This is a genomic window from Bradyrhizobium sp. G127, from assembly GCF_021502575.1.
Taxonomy (GTDB): domain Bacteria; phylum Pseudomonadota; class Alphaproteobacteria; order Rhizobiales; family Xanthobacteraceae; genus Afipia.
The window spans coordinates 1,321,739-1,338,344 of the sequence record NZ_JAKFGN010000002.1 but is presented as its reverse complement, the minus strand read 5'-3'; the positions used below and the strand labels follow the sequence as shown (position 1 = coordinate 1,338,344).

Annotated in this window: 16 protein-coding genes and 1 pseudogene; 10 read left to right on the top strand and 7 right to left on the bottom strand. The window is 57.5% G+C overall.

Annotated features, from left to right (window positions below):
- Positions 1-41 precede the first annotated feature (41 nt).
- Together LVY71_RS18475 and LVY71_RS18470 are read left to right on the top strand one after the other, a co-directional pair.
- Positions 42-1,211 carry an MFS transporter gene (locus LVY71_RS18475; RefSeq protein WP_235101548.1) on the top strand — a complete coding sequence of 390 codons (1,170 nt, stop codon included), beginning with the start codon at positions 42-44 and terminating at the stop codon, positions 1,209-1,211.
- On the top strand, positions 1,208-2,389 hold the full coding sequence (locus LVY71_RS18470; protein ID WP_235101300.1) for an MFS transporter: 1,182 nt from the start codon (positions 1,208-1,210) through the stop codon (positions 2,387-2,389). The genes LVY71_RS18475 and LVY71_RS18470 overlap by 4 nt, the downstream gene beginning before the upstream one ends.
- Before the next feature lie 370 nt (positions 2,390-2,759).
- Here the strand turns inward: LVY71_RS18470 and LVY71_RS18460 are convergent, their stop codons facing one another.
- Together LVY71_RS18460 and LVY71_RS18455 are read right to left on the bottom strand one after the other, a co-directional pair.
- Complete coding sequence (locus tag LVY71_RS18460) at positions 2,760-3,578, bottom strand: alpha/beta fold hydrolase (protein ID WP_235101298.1); 819 nt, start codon at positions 3,576-3,578, stop codon at positions 2,760-2,762.
- 104 nt (positions 3,579-3,682) lie between these two features.
- Positions 3,683-4,642: a GlxA family transcriptional regulator gene (locus LVY71_RS18455; protein WP_235101547.1), complete on the bottom strand. Its 960-nt coding sequence runs from the start codon at positions 4,640-4,642 to the stop codon at positions 3,683-3,685.
- Positions 4,643-4,981: 339 nt separating this feature from the next.
- Here LVY71_RS18455 and LVY71_RS22975 point away from each other — a divergent pair.
- From LVY71_RS22975 to LVY71_RS18420, 7 genes and pseudogenes are all read left to right on the top strand, one after another.
- Positions 4,982-5,125 (top strand): annotated as a pseudogene (locus LVY71_RS22975) (hypothetical protein); the annotation flags it as partial.
- A 71-nt stretch (positions 5,126-5,196) separates the two neighbouring features.
- Positions 5,197-5,436, top strand: a complete 240-nt coding sequence (locus LVY71_RS18445) for an alpha/beta fold hydrolase (RefSeq protein ID WP_235101297.1) — start codon at positions 5,197-5,199, stop codon at positions 5,434-5,436.
- A 140-nt stretch (positions 5,437-5,576) separates the two neighbouring features.
- Positions 5,577-6,572, top strand: coding sequence for a fumarylacetoacetate hydrolase family protein (locus LVY71_RS18440; protein WP_235101296.1), 996 nt, complete (start codon positions 5,577-5,579; stop codon positions 6,570-6,572).
- Between the two features lie 14 nt (positions 6,573-6,586).
- Positions 6,587-7,381, top strand: a complete 795-nt coding sequence (locus LVY71_RS18435) for an enoyl-CoA hydratase/isomerase family protein (RefSeq protein WP_235101295.1) — start codon at positions 6,587-6,589, stop codon at positions 7,379-7,381.
- A 1-nt stretch (position 7,382) separates the two neighbouring features.
- Positions 7,383-8,642: a CaiB/BaiF CoA transferase family protein gene (locus LVY71_RS18430; RefSeq protein WP_235101294.1), complete on the top strand. Its 1,260-nt coding sequence runs from the start codon at positions 7,383-7,385 to the stop codon at positions 8,640-8,642.
- Between the two features lie 89 nt (positions 8,643-8,731).
- On the top strand, positions 8,732-9,958 hold the full coding sequence (locus tag LVY71_RS18425) for an ABC transporter substrate-binding protein (RefSeq protein WP_235101293.1): 1,227 nt from the start codon (positions 8,732-8,734) through the stop codon (positions 9,956-9,958).
- Positions 9,959-10,084: 126 nt separating this feature from the next.
- Positions 10,085-10,654 carry a winged helix-turn-helix transcriptional regulator gene (locus tag LVY71_RS18420; protein WP_235101292.1) on the top strand — a complete coding sequence of 190 codons (570 nt, stop codon included), beginning with the start codon at positions 10,085-10,087 and terminating at the stop codon, positions 10,652-10,654.
- Between the two features lie 60 nt (positions 10,655-10,714).
- On the opposite strand, the gene LVY71_RS18415 is transcribed toward LVY71_RS18420, so the two are convergent.
- Genes LVY71_RS18415 through LVY71_RS18400 form a run of 4 tightly spaced genes read right to left on the bottom strand, consistent with a single transcriptional unit; the run spans position 10,715 to position 15,208 of the window.
- Positions 10,715-11,572, bottom strand: a complete 858-nt coding sequence (locus tag LVY71_RS18415; RefSeq protein WP_235101291.1) for an FAD binding domain-containing protein — start codon at positions 11,570-11,572, stop codon at positions 10,715-10,717.
- On the bottom strand, positions 11,569-13,941 hold the full coding sequence (locus LVY71_RS18410; protein WP_235101290.1) for a xanthine dehydrogenase family protein molybdopterin-binding subunit: 2,373 nt from the start codon (positions 13,939-13,941) through the stop codon (positions 11,569-11,571). Before LVY71_RS18410 ends, LVY71_RS18415 begins: the two co-directional genes overlap by 4 nt.
- Complete coding sequence (locus LVY71_RS18405; protein WP_235101289.1) at positions 13,934-14,431, bottom strand: (2Fe-2S)-binding protein; 498 nt, start codon at positions 14,429-14,431, stop codon at positions 13,934-13,936. The genes LVY71_RS18410 and LVY71_RS18405 overlap by 8 nt, the downstream gene beginning before the upstream one ends.
- Positions 14,432-14,488: 57 nt before the next feature.
- Positions 14,489-15,208 carry a hypothetical protein gene (locus LVY71_RS18400; protein ID WP_235101288.1) on the bottom strand — a complete coding sequence of 240 codons (720 nt, stop codon included), beginning with the start codon at positions 15,206-15,208 and terminating at the stop codon, positions 14,489-14,491.
- A gap of 109 nt (positions 15,209-15,317) precedes the next feature.
- Between LVY71_RS18400 and LVY71_RS18395 the strand changes: the two genes are divergently transcribed.
- Entirely contained in the window at positions 15,318-15,809 is a 492-nt protein-coding gene (locus tag LVY71_RS18395) for a winged helix-turn-helix transcriptional regulator (RefSeq protein WP_235101287.1), read from the top strand.
- A 146-nt stretch (positions 15,810-15,955) separates the two neighbouring features.
- Here the strand turns inward: LVY71_RS18395 and LVY71_RS18390 are convergent, their stop codons facing one another.
- Entirely contained in the window at positions 15,956-16,432 is a 477-nt protein-coding gene (locus LVY71_RS18390) for a hypothetical protein (protein WP_235101286.1), read from the bottom strand.
- Between the last annotated feature and the right edge of the window lie 174 nt (positions 16,433-16,606).

Sequence of the window (16,606 nt, the reverse complement as noted above, 5' to 3'; positions counted from 1 at the left end):
TGAAAACCTTAAGACTGGAAGGTCGATCCGTCATCGCGGGGATGTGTGTGGGCCAACTCGGCAGCTTGCTCCCCCATGTCGTCGTCCCGTCTATACTTGCGGCGTTTCTTATTCCCGAGTGGCATCTTAGTGGTGCAGAGGCTGGCCTGTTGGCCGGCTCTGGCGCTGCGGGCTACATGCTGACCGTGCCACTATTGGCTGCACTGACCGATAGAATTGATGCGCGCAAGATTCTAATTGCGGGTTCGGCACTAAACGCGCTCGGCACCTTGTTATTCGGGGTGTTTGCTTCTGGTCTTTGGTCCGGCGTATTCTTCAATGCGATTGTCGGGATTGGCTTTGCAGGCGCCTATATGCCGGGTCTCAAAGCACTAACCGACCGTTTGGAGCCGGGCGACTCATCCCGAGCCGTCACATTGTACACCTCCAGCTTTTCACTAGGCGTCGGCTTATCCTTTCTGGTTTCCCAACTTGTTGCGGAAAGTTGGGGGTGGCGATCTGCTTTTCTTGTGACGGCTGTCGGTCCAGTCTTGATGCTTCTGGTTTGTATCCTGTTGCCGCCGGTCGAACCAAAGCCCACGAAAGGACGGTTGTTTGATTTTGCACCCGTGTTCCAGAATAAAACTTCTATGGGGTTCATTCTCGGCTATGGCGCGCATTGTTTTGAGCTCTACGGGATTAGAACCTGGCTGGTAGCTTTTTGGACGTTCGTTGTGTCGCGGCATGGAGAAGCGTCTATCCTCGCGCCAATTATCGTCAGTGTTGTTTTCTCCCTGCTCGCGATGCCCGCAAGTATTGTTGGCAATGAACTGGCGTTGAAGTTCGGGCGACATCGCGCGATTACCGTCGTTATGCTTAGTTCTGCTGTCGTCGCACTTCTGATCGGGTTCTTTGCCGATAATTCTCCACGGCTTTTGCTGGCCTTGTTGCTGCTTTATGCTCTAACAGTTCCGGCCGATTCCGGTGCTCTAACTTCTGGCATGACGATGTCTGCTGATCCGCGTTATCGCGGTGCAACGATGGCAATGCATTCGACCGTGGGCTTCAGTCTGTCCGCTCTTGGTGCTTGGGGAATTGGGGTCGCTTTGGATCTTGCTGGAGGCCCCTCGAATCCGAGCGCGTGGATGGCAGCGTTCTCGGTCTTGGCTCTGGGTATCATGTTGGGGCCATTGGCACTGTACTGGTCGAGAGCAAAGGCTCCACAGGTATGAGTCAGCGGCAGCTGCCGATTATCGTTGCGCTGGGCACAACGCAAACACTCGCTTGGGCGTCGAGCTATTATCTGCCGGCGATCCTTGCGGATGCGATCGCGCGCGATCTCGGCATTTCAAGCAACTGGTTCTTCGCTGCGTTTTCGGCGTCGCTGGTAATTTCGGGGCTGCTCGGACCTCGCGTGGGGCGTCGAATCGACCGCGTCGGTGGACGGCAGGTGCTCTCGGCCTCGAACGTCATCCTTGCCTGCGGTCTCGCGCTATTGGGGGCGTCGACCACGATATGGATGCTAAGCGCGGCCTGGCTCCTGCTAGGTATAGGCATGGGATTAGGCTTATACGATGCTGCTTTCGGCACTCTTGGACGAATCTACGGCGACAAGGCCCGACAAGCAATCACCGGGATTACATTGATCGCAGGCTTTGCGAGCACTGTGGGCTGGCCGCTGAGCTCTCTCGGATTGGAAACGATCGGGTGGCGAGCTACCTGCTATGCTTGGGCTAGCGCGCACATTCTGATCGGTCTTCCGCTCAATTACTTTTTCCTACCGCAGACCGACCGCACGCAACCGGTCGAAGGGCCCGTCTTCAAACCGTACATTCCGATCGACCGTACGATGCTTCTGTTGTCATTCGCCTTCGCTGCAGCCTGGACCGTGACGTCGGCGATGGCGGCTCATCTGCCGCGCATCGTCGAGACATTCGGTGCCACGCCGGCACAAGCTGTGTTTGCTGGCATGATGATAGGGCCAGCGCAGGTGGTCGCTCGCGTTCTGGAGGCAAGCACTCTGAGCAGGTTCCATCCGTTGTTCTCGATGCGACTCGCCTGCATCACGCATCCGATCGGAGCTCTCGTCATTGGGGTTTTGGGAGGGGGGGCTTCAGCGGGTTTCGCGCTGTTACACGGTGCCGGTAATGGCATTCTTACAATTGCGCGGGGCACTTTGCCATTGGCGATCTTTGGTCCCAATAATTATGCTTATCGGCTCGGTATCATCGGAGCTCCATCACGCATCGCTCAAGCGCTGGCACCCGTCGGATTTGGGTTACTGATTGAACCGATGGGCAGGGGGGTGGTTGTGGTTTCATCACTTCTGAGTCTGGCTGCTCTCGTGGCGCTATTTTTTTTAGCACGGACAGATCGCCTCGCTCCTCAAGCCACTTCGGAGTCGGAGTAGCGGATTTCCGCGCAAGGAATGTGGAGACATCGACCGGGTTTGAGCGGAGCATTCAAGCGGAAGCGCTCGGGCAGATCGGAATTGGGGATATACGGGCGGCCAGATGAAATCGTGTCGGCCATTCTGTTCCGAACAGCTTCGGATGCAGTTTCGCGTGTGTAGCTTCCGTTGAGAATGAGCGGCACCTTGTAAATCGGGCGAAGGATTGGCCGCAAAGTAGCTGTCGTTCCTGACCGGACCCGCGGGCGCATTCAAGTCGAGCAGCCTTTTATACAGCGGAACGGCGGTATGCTCAGGCTGCGTTGACCTGGAGCATCACGGGGCGAGGCACACTGCGGTGGCTGCCCACAAGCTCCGTCATGACCCGTGTCTATGCGAGGAAACGGTCGATCTCGGCGACAAAGTCATCGATCACCTGAAACAGGAAGGCGTGACCCGCATCGGGATAAAGGACGAGCTTGGCGTTGGGCGCCTGCTGTGACAGCACGTAGGATCGATAAGCGGGCAGCATCACGTCATGTGCGCCATTGGCAACGAGGATCGGCAGTTTGAGCTCCTTGGCGCGGCCCAGCACGCCCTGCCAAGTTGAGATTGCTTTGATCTGGCCCATGAATCCGGCAGCGGACACTCCCGGTCCTTTGTTCGGCTGGGATTCAATGCGTTTCAGCGAGGCGCGGCCCTCGGCTACGGCGGTCTCCGTTTCCGGATAGAAAAGAAAGAGAAAATCTCTCTCGTCATTGTCTGTCGCCTTGGTCATGACCTGCAGCACGCGCGGATCCTGCTGCGGACCGTCCGCAATCGGGCCCGGGCTCGAGCCTGCGACGATCAGGCAGCGCACCAGGTTAGGGAAGTCGAGTGCGAACTGCTGGCCGATGATGCCGCCCAGTGACCAGCCCAGGATATCCACCTGGTTGAAGCCGAGCTTTTGGACGACCTCGGCCGCGACGGCTGCGATCCCCCCGACGCTGTCGGGCACCGTTCCTTCCGACCGGCCGATGCCGGCGCTATCGAAGCGGATGACACGATGCTTCGCAGACAGCGCATGAATAAATGTGGGATCCCAATCATCCATCGTGCCGCGGAAGCGCTGGAAGAGAACAAGCGGTGCCCCGCCTTCGGGACCGTCGGCGCGCCAAGCCAGCCGGCCATAGGATGTTTCAAGCGAGTTGATCCGAGATTCCGCTGTCATTTTGTCTCTCCTCCAGTGGCCCCAGGGCCCATTCGGCGGAGACACTAGTTGCAATGCCTGCCGTCACGAATGACGGATACGCGTGAATCCCGGACATGATGGTATTAGGCGTATTGCGGGTCGCTCCCCTTGGCCGGCTGATTGATGCTGCGCCGGAGGCTCTGAGGAGCCTGGCCGATGGATCGTATGAAAGCCCTGCGCATCCGGTCACGATCATGAAAACCTGTGTCGCGGGCGACAATGTCCATGGAGTGTCGGCCTTCTTGCAGCAGCGCCTTGGCGGCCTCGATCCGCAACTGTTCGACGGCTTTTGCCGGTGACTGACCTGTCTCTGCCCGGAAGAGCCTGCTGAATTGGCGCGGACTGATATGGGCGCGTTCCGCCAGCTCTTCGACGGTCAAAGCGTTGCGCAGATTCTCCTTCGCATAGACGAGCGCCTTGCGGACGCGATCCGAGCGCGGTTCAAGGTCGAGTAGCGCGGAGAACTGAGATTGGCCCCCATGCCTGCGATGGTAAACGACCAGTCGACGCGCGATGGAACGTGCGATCTTTGAGCCGTGATCCGCCTCGACCAGCGCCAACGTCAGATCGATCCCCGCGCTCATCCCTGCCGAGGTCCAGATGTTGCCGTCGGAGATGAAGATGCGATCTTCGTCGACCCGCGTGAGCGGAAACTGCTCTTGCAGGGCTTTCGCATAATACCAGTGAGTTGTCGCGCTGCGGCCATCGAGAAGCCCGGCCTGCGCCAGCGCGAAGGCTCCCGTGCAAATACCTGCCACGCGACGATTCTCTCGCCCTGCTTTCGCAAGATAGCTCCGCACCGCAGGAGAGAAGGATTGAGGGGCAAGACCTCCAATGACGATAACCGTGTGTGGGAATTCGGCAAGCGGCTGTGCTTCTATCGCCACTCCGAGTGAAGATTGAATCGAGCCGCCTTTCTCGGACTTGACGGCAAAGCGATAGGCTTGTCCTCCAAGCTCAAGGTTCGCAAATTCGAAAGCCGTCAAGGCGGCTAAACCCATCATTTGAAATCCATCCTGGATGATCAATCCCACTTGGCGCATGACGAGAACCTTCTGCGGTTTGAGGAAGCGCTCATTGCCTATGATGGCTTTGCTGCATCGCTGCTTGTTGCCGGCCGATGTCTGGCTTTGTCTGCAGTTCGTTCGAATGGCGCCACGCATGGCGTTGCCCGCAGCCAGTTCGCGGCTCGCGAATTTAAGCATGAGCGCGAAGTGTTTCTTCGCTCGTTTCAAACAAGAACAAGGTGTGCATGTATTGCAGCCATGCGCGGTCACGAGCCGGTCTGTCGTGGCGCGATGCGCAATAGTGCCTTAATGTTACTACAATAATTGTAGTTACTCAATTGGAAAGGAGATGGCCGACCTCTCAGTTCAGCACAAATTTTCTTATGCAAACGATCTTCGGATCCACTATGTCGAGGCTGGCTCCGGTCCGCTGGTGCTCTTTGCCGTGGATGGCCCGAATCCTGGTATTCTTGGCGTCATCAGATCCCGGCAATAGCAGCGGCGGGATTTCGCGTTATCGCGCCTGATTTACGAGGTTATGGCGATACCGAAGCGCGCCTGCTTCAATCGAAGACTATGACATTCTCCACTTGGCGAGCGATCTCGTCGGACTGGTGCAGGCTGTCGGCGAGGAGAGGGCTATCCTTGTGGGACATGACTGGGGCTCTCTGGTGGTCGGTCCGACCGGAGTCCTGCGTCCCGACGTCTTTCATGCGGTCGCCTTGCTGAGCGTTCCGTTTATTCTGCGACGGCCTGTCCGGCCAGCAATAAGATTCTATGAGATCACGCGCGAGAAGCATTTCTATCAGGCGTACTTCCGGGTTCCTTAAGTTCTTGATCTCCGACGATAAAGAACGCCGCAGCGGCGCGCATGGCAGCCATTTTTTGCTCGCACCAGAATCTAACTTGCAAAATGCAAGTTAATAGATCACGCTCAACGAAACGATAAAAACGTACCGGGGAGCGACGGGTGAAATTAGCCACAATCCGATCAAGCGGGCATGAGCGTGTTGCGCTTGTGCACGACAATGATAGCAGAGGTTTCCTTATCGGCTCGGCTGCCGAACGATCCGGCGAAGCCGATGATACTTTTCGTTCGATGCTTGCGCTGATCGATGGCGGCGACCGCGCGCTCGACCGGGCGCGGCGACTGTTCGACAAGTACGGCAAAGACCCTGAACTGTCGGTGATTCTCTCAACAGTCGATATTCTCGCGCCCGTGCCGGAGCCCCGGCAAATGCGCGACGGTATGTCGTTCCCGATCCATATCGTACAGTCGCCGCGCGGATCGCTCAAATTGAAGGCGCGTATGAGCGGCGACACCAAGGAACTGGAGCGGCTCAACGCTGAACCGTTGCCGGAGCTTCCTGATATCTACCGTCAGCAGCCGATCTACTACATTACCAACCGCTTCAGCGTGCAGGGCACCAACACCACAGTGAAGTGGCCGCGCTACAGCAAGGTGATGGATTATGAGCTTGAATTTGGCGTCATCACCAAAGGCAAGGGTGCCAACATCTCGGCTGCGAAGGCACACGATCATATCTTCGGCTTCACCATCTTCAACGACTTCTCCGCTCGCGATGCGCAGCGCGTCGAGATGGAAGGCCGTCTCGGCCCCGCAAAGGGCAAGAGCTTCGACGGCGGTAACGTTCTTGGTCCCTGGATCGTGACCCCAGACGAGATCGGCGATCCCTACAAGCTCAACATGGAAGTCCGCGTCAACGGTCAGGTAAGATCCAAAGGCGTCAGCGACGGCATGCTGTTCTCGTTCGAGGAGATCATCGCCCACGTCACGCAGGACGAGACGTTGATGCCGGGTGAGTTTATCGGGTCGGGAACGGTCGGAAACGGCTGCGGTCTCGAACTCGGCTGGTTTCTCGAACACGGCGACGCCATCGAGCTTGAAGTCGAAAAAATCGGTGTTCTGAAAAACAAGGTCGAGCGCCAGGATATTGGCGCATAAACAGGAGAAACGTCGTGTCTGAGGAACTGGTCACGCGCGAGCAGCGCGGCAATATTTCAATTTTGACGATGGTCTACCGGCCCTACAATCTGCTGGGCCCCAAGCTCATCAACGCTATTGTGGAGAAGGTCGAAGAAGCGCAGAAGAGCGGCAGTCGCGCTATCGTCATCCGCAGCGGGCTGCGGCATTTCTCGGCTGGCGCGGATCTCGATATCTTCGACAAGCGCGTTACGGAGGGAAGCGGCGGCCAGACGAACGAAAATCGCCGCCTGACAGGCGTTGAGTTCCTCCGCTTCATGGAATTGCTGCCGATCCCGCTGATCGCCAGCGTTCACGGCGTCTGCCTTGGCGGCGGACTCGAACTGGCGTTGTCATGCGACTATATCATCGCGGCGTCATCGGCAAAAATCGGTTCGGTGGAAGCCACGCTCGGCTTACATCCGCTGCTCGGCGGCATCCAGCGCCAGGTTCAGCGCATCGGCGCGCAGCGCGCCAAGGAAATGTCCATGCTGGCGCGGCGCTACGATGCTCCGACGCTGGAAAAGTGGGGTCTGATCAATCTCACGGTGCCTGAGGAATCGCTGGAGACAGCGACGCTGTCGGTGGCGGAAGAGTTCGCACAGGGGCCGACGCTGGCTCACGCGGCCACCAAGCAACTCGTGCACGTCGCGGTGAACGAAGGCGTGGATGCCGCCGACGAGGCCATGGCCGTCATTCAGGCACCCATCTGGGCATCCGAGGATCTCAAGATCGGTCTTGCATCGTTCCGCAAGAACGGTCCGGGCCTCGCCAAGTTTGCGGGGCGCTGACATGAGCGGTCCTCTCAGCGGAATCCGCGTCGTCGATTTTTCCCGTGTGCTCGCGGGTCCCTTGTGCGCACGGACATTGCAGGATCTCGGCGCTGAAGTCATCAAGGTCGAGCCGCCAAGCCCCGACGTTTCGCGCTTTGCGTTTCCCTCGACGGATGGCATGTCGGGCTACTACGCGCAACAAAATGCCGGCAAGCGCAACGTCAGCATCAATCTCAATCTGCCAGGTGCTTATGAACTGGCGCTGAAATTGTGCGACACCGCCGACATCGTAGTGGAGAATTTTCGCGCGGGAACGCTCGGTTTCTTCGGCCTCGACTACGAGACATTGTCCAAACGCAATCCGCGTCTGATCTACGCGTCGATCACCGGCTACGGTCAGAGCGGTCCATGGCGCAGCCGCATGGCCTATGCGCCGACGGTGCAGGCCGAAGCGGGTTTCACCCACAACAGTGTGCGCCATTACGGCGAGGCGCTGGTGGAGCCGCGCACCGACAGTCTTTCGCATGCCGACGTCTATACAGGTCTGCAGGCGGTGATCGCGATTCTTGCCGCGCTCAACAGCCGGCAGAAAACCGGTCAGGGCCAGTATATCGACGTCGCCATGGCGGCGACTCTGCTTGCCATAAACGAGCGTGCTCATCTGGACATGTCCGACGACGATATCGGGGCGGAGCCTGCAGTTCTCGGCGCGACCGATTGCTCCTTCTTTACCGGCCCCAACGGTGAACATTTTACCGTTGCGACCAGTATCGTCGGCAGTCGCACCTTCCCGTCATGGCTGCGCGCCATGCGGCGAGTCGATCTGATGGATGACCCAAGGTTCGCGTCGGCGGCGGCGCGGCGGCTTAATTTCGGCGCGCTGCATCAGATCATCCAGTCCTGGATGTTGACGTTTCCGGACATGGCGACGCTTGATGCCCAGTTCGATGAAGCCAAAATAGCGATGGGTGAAATCCGCTCCACCAAGGACCTCATCAAGTCGGAGTGGAGCGAATACTGGGGGGCAGTCCAGCATGTGTCGGATCGGAATGGTGGCGAATACAGTCTGCCCGGACGTCCTTGGCATTTCTCGGGAGAGGAGCTGACGCCGATTGGTATTCCAGCATTCCAGGGCGAACACAACAATGCTGTGTTCAGCGAACTTGGTATCAGTGAAGAAGAATTGAACCGGTTGACGGAGGCGGGGGTGCTGGTCGCGCATCCACGCGCGTCGCAACCGTCGGTTAAAGGACCCGCGGAATCAGGTCAGGCGGCCTGATCGCTCTAAGACAGTTTAAATCCATGTAACCGGCTGCGCATAAGCGCAGCCGGAACGAATAATAGTGCGAAAAATCCGGAGGAAAGCAGATGCGCAAGGTGTTGAGTATTAGCTCCATTGTAACTGCCGCCCTGATCGCAATGAGTGCTAGCGGGGCTGTTCTGGCGGGCGAAAAGAAATACGATGTCGGTGCCACCGACACCGAAATCAAGATCGGCAATACTATGCCTTACAGCGGGCCGGGCTCCGCTTGGGGGTTGCTTGGAAAAGCAGAGGCGGCCTATTTCGAGAAGGTGAATGCGGAAGGCGGCGTCAACGGCCGCAAGATCAAATTCATCAGCTACGACGACGCCTACAGCCCGCCCAAGACGGTAGAGCAGGTCCGCAGGCTTGTAGAGAACGATGAAGTCTTGTTGCTGTTCAGCACCTTCGGTGTTCCGACCAATACCGCGATCCATAAATACGTAAACGCCAGGAAGGTGCCGCACCTGTTTGTCGGCGGTGGCGGCTCCAAATGGAACGATCCGAAAAACTTCCCATGGACCACGGCGTTTCAGCCATCGTTTCTGACCGAGGGCCGGATTTACGGCCAGTACATCGCGGCCAATCATCCCGATGGCAAGATCGCGGTGCTCTATCAGAATGACGACTACGGCAAGGATATCCTAAATGGCTTTAAGCAGGGGCTTGGCACGAAAGCCAAGGCGATTGTCGCGGAAGCAAGCTATGAAGTCTCCGTACCCACTGTGGATTCCCAGGTCGTTCAACTAAAAGCCAGCGGCGCAGATATCTTCATGAACTTCGCCGGTCCGAAATTCGCGGCTCAGGCCATCCGTAAGATTGCGGAACTAGGCTGGAAGCCAGTCCATATTCTCAACATTCCATCTGCCTCGATCGGCAGCGTCATCAAGCCGGCGGGCTTCGATATTTCACAGGGCGTGATAAGCGGCGGCTTTCTTAAGGATGCAACCGATCCAGCCTTGGCGAACGATCCCGCCGTAAAGGCTTATCTTGCTTTCATAGAGAAGTACTATCCTGGGGCGGACGTAACCGCGACGGCCAACACGCAAGGCTATGTCATGGCGCAAACCATGGTGCAGGTCTTGAAGCTGGCTGGCGATGACTTGACCCGTGAGAATATCATGCGCCAAGCCACTAACCTGAAGGGTCTCGAACTCGATATGCTTTTGCCAGGTATCAGAATCAACACGGCCCCGGATGATTTGGCGCCAATTAAATCGATGCAGCTTCGCCGTCTGGTGGGAGAGCGCTGGGAAACGTTTGGAGGTGTTATTGAGGCCGCACCAATGCCTTAAAACCGTGGGCAAACTCCGACGGAACGAGACCAGGAATTCGACCAGGAGGCGAGGTAACGCTGGACAGACATGCGTGGTGCCCCAATATAAGGTCGAGAATCTGGATTCGACGGTTTAGGGATTGCGATGCCTGACGTGAAGCGAAGCCGAATTGCCAACAAAGAGTGTTCGGTGGCTCGGGCCATAGAAATCGTGGGGGATCGCTGGTCGATCCTTCTGCTCCGGGAGGCGTATTACGGCGTCAAGCGGTTCGATGAGTTCGAGTACTACGTCGGAATTGCTCCGAACATTCTGAGTTCGCGTCTCAAGAAACTGGTGGATGCCGGGATCATGGTGCGCATTCCTCTGGCCGAGCACGCAGGGCGATACGAGTACGTGTTGACGGACAAGGGCAAAGATTTCTTCCCGACCTATCTGGCGCTCAAAAAGTGGGGTGACGACTGGCTGGCTGAACCGGCCGGACCGCAGGTCGTTTTCAACGATCGTTCCAGCGGCGAGGAAATCAAGTATCCCAAGCTAGTAACGGCTCGCGGCAAGCCGCTTCAGGTTGAAGATATTGAAATCGTTCCGGGAGCCGGCGCCGTTCCCTTCAACCGCAAGAGATTTGCGGCTGGTGCGAATATGCTCGCGGGATCCTCCGCCCCCGAAAAGAAGGGTGCTAAGGTTCGCAAGTCGGCTCCCCGCAAGACCAGGTAGCGGTTCGGGGGGACGTCGGACCCCTCCTGGACGTGCTGCCACCATGCGTGTCTGCCGAGATCATGGCTTTCCCGACAGCGAGGTCAGCGCGCGCGCGACTTCCGTCTTGGCGAGATGCTTACGATAGTCCGCTGATGCATAGTGATCCGAAAGGCAACCGGCGTGCTCACTCGCCAGTATTGCCGCTCTTTCAATCGTGTCGATCGAAAGAGTTTTCCCGCTTAGAAAGTCGACCGCTGCATCAGGCGTAAATGCCTTTGCCGAGGCTCCCGTGATGCCAAGCGTGGCTTCGGATACCACGCCGCCGTTGAGGTGTACGCCAGCTGCGACGCCTACGACGGCATAGCCACTCGCCGGATGGCGGATCTTGCGATAACGAAAATTCATGCCCGGCTTTGGTCGTGCAATATGGATTGCGGTCAGAACCTCGTCCGCCTGAAGCGCAGTGGTGAAAATATCGACGAAGAAATCCTTCGCCGCTACGCGTCTGCGGCCATTCGGGCCAGCGAGTTCCAGTTCGGCTTTCAGCGCGATGATCACGGCGGGCCAGTCGGCCGATGGGTCGGCGTTGGCCAGCGACCCGCCTATGGTGCCGCGGTTTCGCACCTGCGGATCAGCAATCATATTGGCAGTCTGGTGAAAGATCGGCAGCGCCTCGCGCAGCTTTTCGGAGGCAAGAAGTTCGGCGTGCCGCGTTAGCGCGCCGATCCTGATGTGATCGCCAATGTCTATACCCTGCAGCTCACCGATGCTGCCGAGATCCACCAGGAGGGCAGGCGAAGCCAGCCGAAGCTTCAGCGTCGGGATCAATGTGTGGCCGCCGGCCAGCAGTTTGGTATTGTCAGGATCGTCCTGCAGCAGCCCGATCGCCTGGGAAAGAGAAGTTGCGCGAATGTAGTCGAATGAGGCCGGGATCATTGGCTTGCTCCGCTGCGTGCGTTCTGAACCGCCGACCATATCCGCGGCGGGGTCATCGGCATGTCGAGATGGGAGATTCCAAATGGCGACAACGCGTCGAGCACGGCGTGCACCATACACGGCGGCGCCGCGATCGATCCGCTCTCGCCGACACCTTTCACCCCGATCGGATTGGTTGGGGACGGGGTCTCCTGGAATAATGATTGTATGTTCGGGACGTGTTCCGCGCGCGGGACCGCGTAGTCCAGCAGCGAGCCGGTCATCAGTTGGCCGGTATCCGGATCGTAGCTCACCTCTTCATAGAGAGCTTGAGCGATTCCCTGCACCACACCCCCGTGAATTTGTCCGGCGGCGAGAAGGGGATTTATGATCGTTCCAACATCATCCACTGCGACGTAGTCGAGAATATCGACGATCCCGGTTTCGGGATCGACCTCGACGTAAGCCATGTGAATTCCGGATGGTGAACCCATTCCAGTCGGATCGTAGAACACCGTCTCGTCAAGGCCAGGCTCGAGTCCGTCTGGAAGTTTTGAGCCGACATAGGCCATGCGGGCTACGTCGCGGAAACTCAAGGGCGAGACGTCAGTCCCCGGGATGCTAAACTTGCCGGCACGGTATGACACGTCTTTTTCATCGACTTCCAGCATGCTCGCTGCAATCTTCTTTGCCTTTGCAACGATCCGCTGGGAAGAAACATGGACGCTCGACCCGCCGACCGCCATCGAGCGGGAGTTGAATGTCCCGTGCCCCGCTTGTACCTGCCGGGTGTCACCTTGCACGATGTCAATGTTCTCGATCGGGATTTGAAGAATATCGGCCGCGATTTGTGCAAGCGATGTGTTGTGACCATGTCCCTGGCTCATCGAGCCGGAATAAATTGTGGCCCGGCCGCTTGAGTCGATGCTGACGCGTGCGCTTTCCCAGCCTCCGCGGTTAAAGCCGATCAGCGACAGCCGGCGCGAAGGCGCCATGCCGCACATGTGGGTATAGGCCGCCACGCCAATGCCGCGGTAGCGGCCTTTTGCGCGGAGTGCATCTCTCTCGCGGCTGCGGGCCTCGTATTTGAACGCCTCCATCGCTTTCGCAAGGCAGCCCTCGTAGTCGCCACTATCATAAATCACTGCGGGCCCATTATAGGGCCTGTAAGGGAAATCGGCGCTCTGGATGAAGTTTCTGCGGCGCACGTCCACCTGATCGAGGTTGAGGTGGCGCGCCACGGCGTCTATGGCGCGTTCAGCAATGTATCCGCCTTCGGGCCGACCGTAACCGCGATACGCATCGACAGGAACGGTATTTGTCACAACCACGCGAGAGAACGCTTCGTAGTTCTCAATCTTGTAAGCGCCGGTGCCAAAGTTGACGGTGTTCACCGTGGGACCACCGGTCGCCATGTTCGATAGGTAGGCGCCGACATTGCCGAGGGTTTCCACTTTCAGGCCGAGGATCTTTCCGTCATTGCGGATTGCGATCTCGAGGTTCTCAATGTGCGCGCGACCGTGGTTCGTGGATTGGTGGCTCTCGGACCGCGACTCCCACCATTTTACCGGCACGTCGAGTTGCCGCGCGAGATAGGGGCAGAGCAGTTCTTCCGGGTAAAGGTGCATCTTCGCACCGAATCCGCCGCCAATATCTGGTGCGACGATCCGCAATTTATGCTCGGAAATTCCGACCGCATCGGCAATCCAGCGGCGGTGCATGTGAGGCACCTGGCTCTGTATGTTGAGAGTGAGAGTGCCATCGGCATTCGGTTCGGCGAGGATCGAGCGCGTTTCCAGGCAGGTTGGAATCAGGCGATTGTTGACAATACGTAGATTGATGATCTGGTCGGCCTCGCTTGCCGCTTTCTTGTAGTTCCCGCCGCCGATCTTGTAGAGCGTAGTGACGTTATTGGGGACGTTGTCATGAAGTTGCGGTGCGTCAGGCTTGATCGCGGCCTCCTCGTCGACGACCGCTGGAAGAACTTCATAGTTCACGTCGATTAGCCCGATGGCGTCGTGAGCCGTGGCCTGTGTCTCGGCTACCACTAGAGCGACGCATTCTCCGACAAAACGAACGCGGTCGACCGCGACCACGGGCCGATCTGGCACCTTGGTTCCCGGGATAATCCAGTTTGGAACGATGGAGCTGATCTTGCCCGCAAGGTCGGTGCCGGAAAGAGCCACACGAACGCCCGGCGCGGCCTGCGCTGCGGATAGATCGATATGTTTGATGACGGCGTGCGCGTGAGGCGATCGCAGCACCGCCATGTGCAACATGCCCGGTGCTTTCATGTCATCGGTGTAACGTCCCTTACCAGTGATGAACTTGAAGTCCTCCCTCCGGCGCAACGGCTGACCGACGTATTTGATAGCTGCTGGTTCAGTCATGGTCGGATGCTCCGGTGGCGAGTGACTCAACTGCGCGGATGATGTTGTGGTAGCCGGTGCAACGGCAGATATTGCCGGCGAGGTTGTGGCGTATCTCGCTCTCCGTCGGATTCGGATCCTTCGCGAGCAGCTGGCGAACGCTCATGATCATTCCCGGCGTGCAGAAACCGCATTGCAATGCGTGATGTTCATGAAATGCCGCCTGAATTGGATGCAGGTCACCGGCGGCGGATGCCAGCCCCTCGATCGTCGTGATCGATGAACCGTCGGCCATCACCGCAAGAACGGTGCAAGATTTGACGGCCTGTCCATCAATATCAACAGTGCAGGCGCCACATTGGGAGGTGTCGCAGCCCACATGGGTTCCGGTGAGGTTGAGGTCGTCTCGCAGCAGGTGAACCAAGAGTTTTCGGGACTCGACGGTGATAGCGTGCCGGGTCCCATTGACGTCGAGCGTCACCAGATGACGCTTCTCATCGGTATTGATCATTCTTTCCTCCACTGTGCTGTACGACCTTCGCGGCCGCTTATTGCGTCAGGTGGCTCTTCAAGACAGGCGGATGTCGGCGATGTCGATGGCTACACCGACGGCATCCCGTACTGCTGTTCCGTCCGCACCCCTTCGAAAGGCACGTCGCTTCGTGGCTATTTTTACTCCTCCGAAGTCTTTGTAGTCGGACATGAAGTGCGCAGTCGGAACGCCCCCAACGACTTCCGCGCTATAGTCCATCCTGCTGAGGAGGCCGCTTGGATCGATATGAAAAATCTGCTCGGGACAATGGGTGGCGATGGAGCGAGGAAATGTGACCTTAAGCCTGCGATGCCGCACGCCGTCCTCTTCGCAGGGCTCGATTTCCTCGGTTGCCACTCCAGGAAGCGCAAAAATGAAAGGTGAGCAAAGGTAGTTCCACATTGCGTAACCGCTAAAGTACGCGAGATTCAAAGCATCCCATTTTGTCTCGGGACGATGGTTTTCGAATGCGGATCGGGGATTGTTGCGCTCTTCAAGTACCTGACCGTCGAGCGTCTCGATAAGCGTCTTGTCTGGCCGGCAGACACTACGTTTGTTTGGAGCCGTAAATGGCTGATACCGCGTCAGCTGACTTTTGGTGTCGACCGTAACGTGGACATCTTTTAAGGCGTCCGGCCAGCCTTTTCGTGTCCACAACTGACCGGTAATGGACATGTCGCCATCGACGGCTTTCAATTCGTTCCAGCGTTTGGTGCCCCCATGCGATTCGATGGCCAAAGCGAGAAGTTCACTCATGTGTTTTCCGATCCTCATCATTCGTATGGAGGCGCCACGCTTCATTGACGTGGCACGGCTGGACAATTAGTAACTCTAATGATAAGAGTTATAAGGAGGCAAGTGTTTTATGCGATCGAAAAGTTTTGACGGAATGGCCTGTTCGATAGCCGGGGCGCTGGAGGCCATTGGCGATCGATGGGCCGTGCTGATCTTGCGCGATCTGTCCTTCGGTCTGAGCAAGTATGAGGACTTGCGCCGATCGACCGGCGTGACAAACGCGACACTGTCTGATCGGCTCAAACATCTCGAGGAAAATGGACTCATCGAGCGGCGGCTGTATCAGGACAACCCGGAGCGTTATGAGTACATCCTGACCCGGAAGGGATGGGATACAATCATCGTGACGCAAGCGCTGGCGCAAATTGGCGACAAGTGGGCAGTGTCGGGAGATGCGGGGCCGCCGCTGAAGTTCGTAAATCGGAAGAACGGTCGGGCGGTCAAGCTTGCGCTCGTCGAACGCGAGACGGGAAATCCTGTCAGGACTTCCGATATCTTGCCGGAGGAAGGCCCCGGTGCTGATGATCTGGTGCGGTGGCGCTTAACGCACTTAAAGATCTGAGCAATAGGCTTTGTTGGTCAGGTCACCGCGGTCTGCGGCGACACCCGCGGGGCCGTTGTCCGCATTCCTTCCTGGTTGGAGAAGGAGTACTCCCCGGTACACATCGATGCCCGTTAGGGAGCGCTCAATCGAATGCCGTCGGGTGGTTATTCTTCGTATGTAGCAGCGTCCTCTTGGGGATCTTTTCCCAGCCGCCTGGTGAACAAGGATGAACCCAAAGGCGCGGGGTACCCAAAGACTTCGACTAGGTAAGATTGCTCCGAGGCATTGAATGTCGTTCTGATCCCCGTCGGCGGCGCATCTGTGGCCTTGCCATTCCAGATGAACGTGATCGGAATTGGAACAGGATATCCATTTTCATCCTTGTGAAGCAGCGCGGCACCAATGACTCTCACAAGTTCGACCTGAACATCCGCCGGATAGTATCCGTCGATTTCCTTTTCCCAGAGACGCCTTTCCTTCTCATCAAGGCCGCAATACCATGCTGTCAAATCGCCAAAATGATATCCGCCGGACTCGACGAATTTCTCGTATACTCTTTTTGTACGAGGCAGATATCTTTTTGAAAAAATCTCGTTGATGTCTGCCTTGCCTGGGATCTGTTTGCGAAAAACCAAACCCATCGAAAGCCTCCATTGAGTGAGGACATCTTCAACAGCTACCGACGCTAAGCTCAAAACGGTTTTTCGGCAAGATTGCGTGCACGGTCGCCCGGATTGGGCTACAATCCCAACCTGTGGCTGAGGGCTTGATTTCGACCAAGTAAATTTCCGCTGAAAGAGTTTAGCTACTTTTTC

Bases quoted from the DNA above. Each gene is read 5' to 3' on its own strand.
- LVY71_RS18420 (WP_235101292.1), top strand. From the start codon at position 10,085: ATGCCTGACGTGAAGCGAAGCCGAATTGCCAACAAAGAGTGTTCGGTG.
- LVY71_RS18425 (WP_235101293.1), top strand. From the start codon at position 8,732: ATGCGCAAGGTGTTGAGTATTAGCTCCATTGTAACTGCCGCCCTGATC.
- LVY71_RS18410 (WP_235101290.1), bottom strand. From the start codon at position 13,941: ATGACTGAACCAGCAGCTATCAAATACGTCGGTCAGCCGTTGCGCCGG.
- LVY71_RS18460 (WP_235101298.1), bottom strand. From the start codon at position 3,578: ATGACAGCGGAATCTCGGATCAACTCGCTTGAAACATCCTATGGCCGG.
- LVY71_RS18400 (WP_235101288.1), bottom strand. From the start codon at position 15,208: ATGAGTGAACTTCTCGCTTTGGCCATCGAATCGCATGGGGGCACCAAA.
- LVY71_RS18390 (WP_235101286.1), bottom strand. From the start codon at position 16,432: ATGGGTTTGGTTTTTCGCAAACAGATCCCAGGCAAGGCAGACATCAAC.
- LVY71_RS18395 (WP_235101287.1), top strand. From the start codon at position 15,318: ATGCGATCGAAAAGTTTTGACGGAATGGCCTGTTCGATAGCCGGGGCG.
- LVY71_RS18405 (WP_235101289.1), bottom strand. From the start codon at position 14,431: ATGATCAATACCGATGAGAAGCGTCATCTGGTGACGCTCGACGTCAAT.
- LVY71_RS18430 (WP_235101294.1), top strand. From the start codon at position 7,383: ATGAGCGGTCCTCTCAGCGGAATCCGCGTCGTCGATTTTTCCCGTGTG.
- LVY71_RS18470 (WP_235101300.1), top strand. From the start codon at position 1,208: ATGAGTCAGCGGCAGCTGCCGATTATCGTTGCGCTGGGCACAACGCAA.
- LVY71_RS18455 (WP_235101547.1), bottom strand. From the start codon at position 4,642: ATGCGCCAAGTGGGATTGATCATCCAGGATGGATTTCAAATGATGGGT.
- LVY71_RS18475 (WP_235101548.1), top strand. From the start codon at position 42: ATGTGTGTGGGCCAACTCGGCAGCTTGCTCCCCCATGTCGTCGTCCCG.
- LVY71_RS18415 (WP_235101291.1), bottom strand. From the start codon at position 11,572: ATGATCCCGGCCTCATTCGACTACATTCGCGCAACTTCTCTTTCCCAG.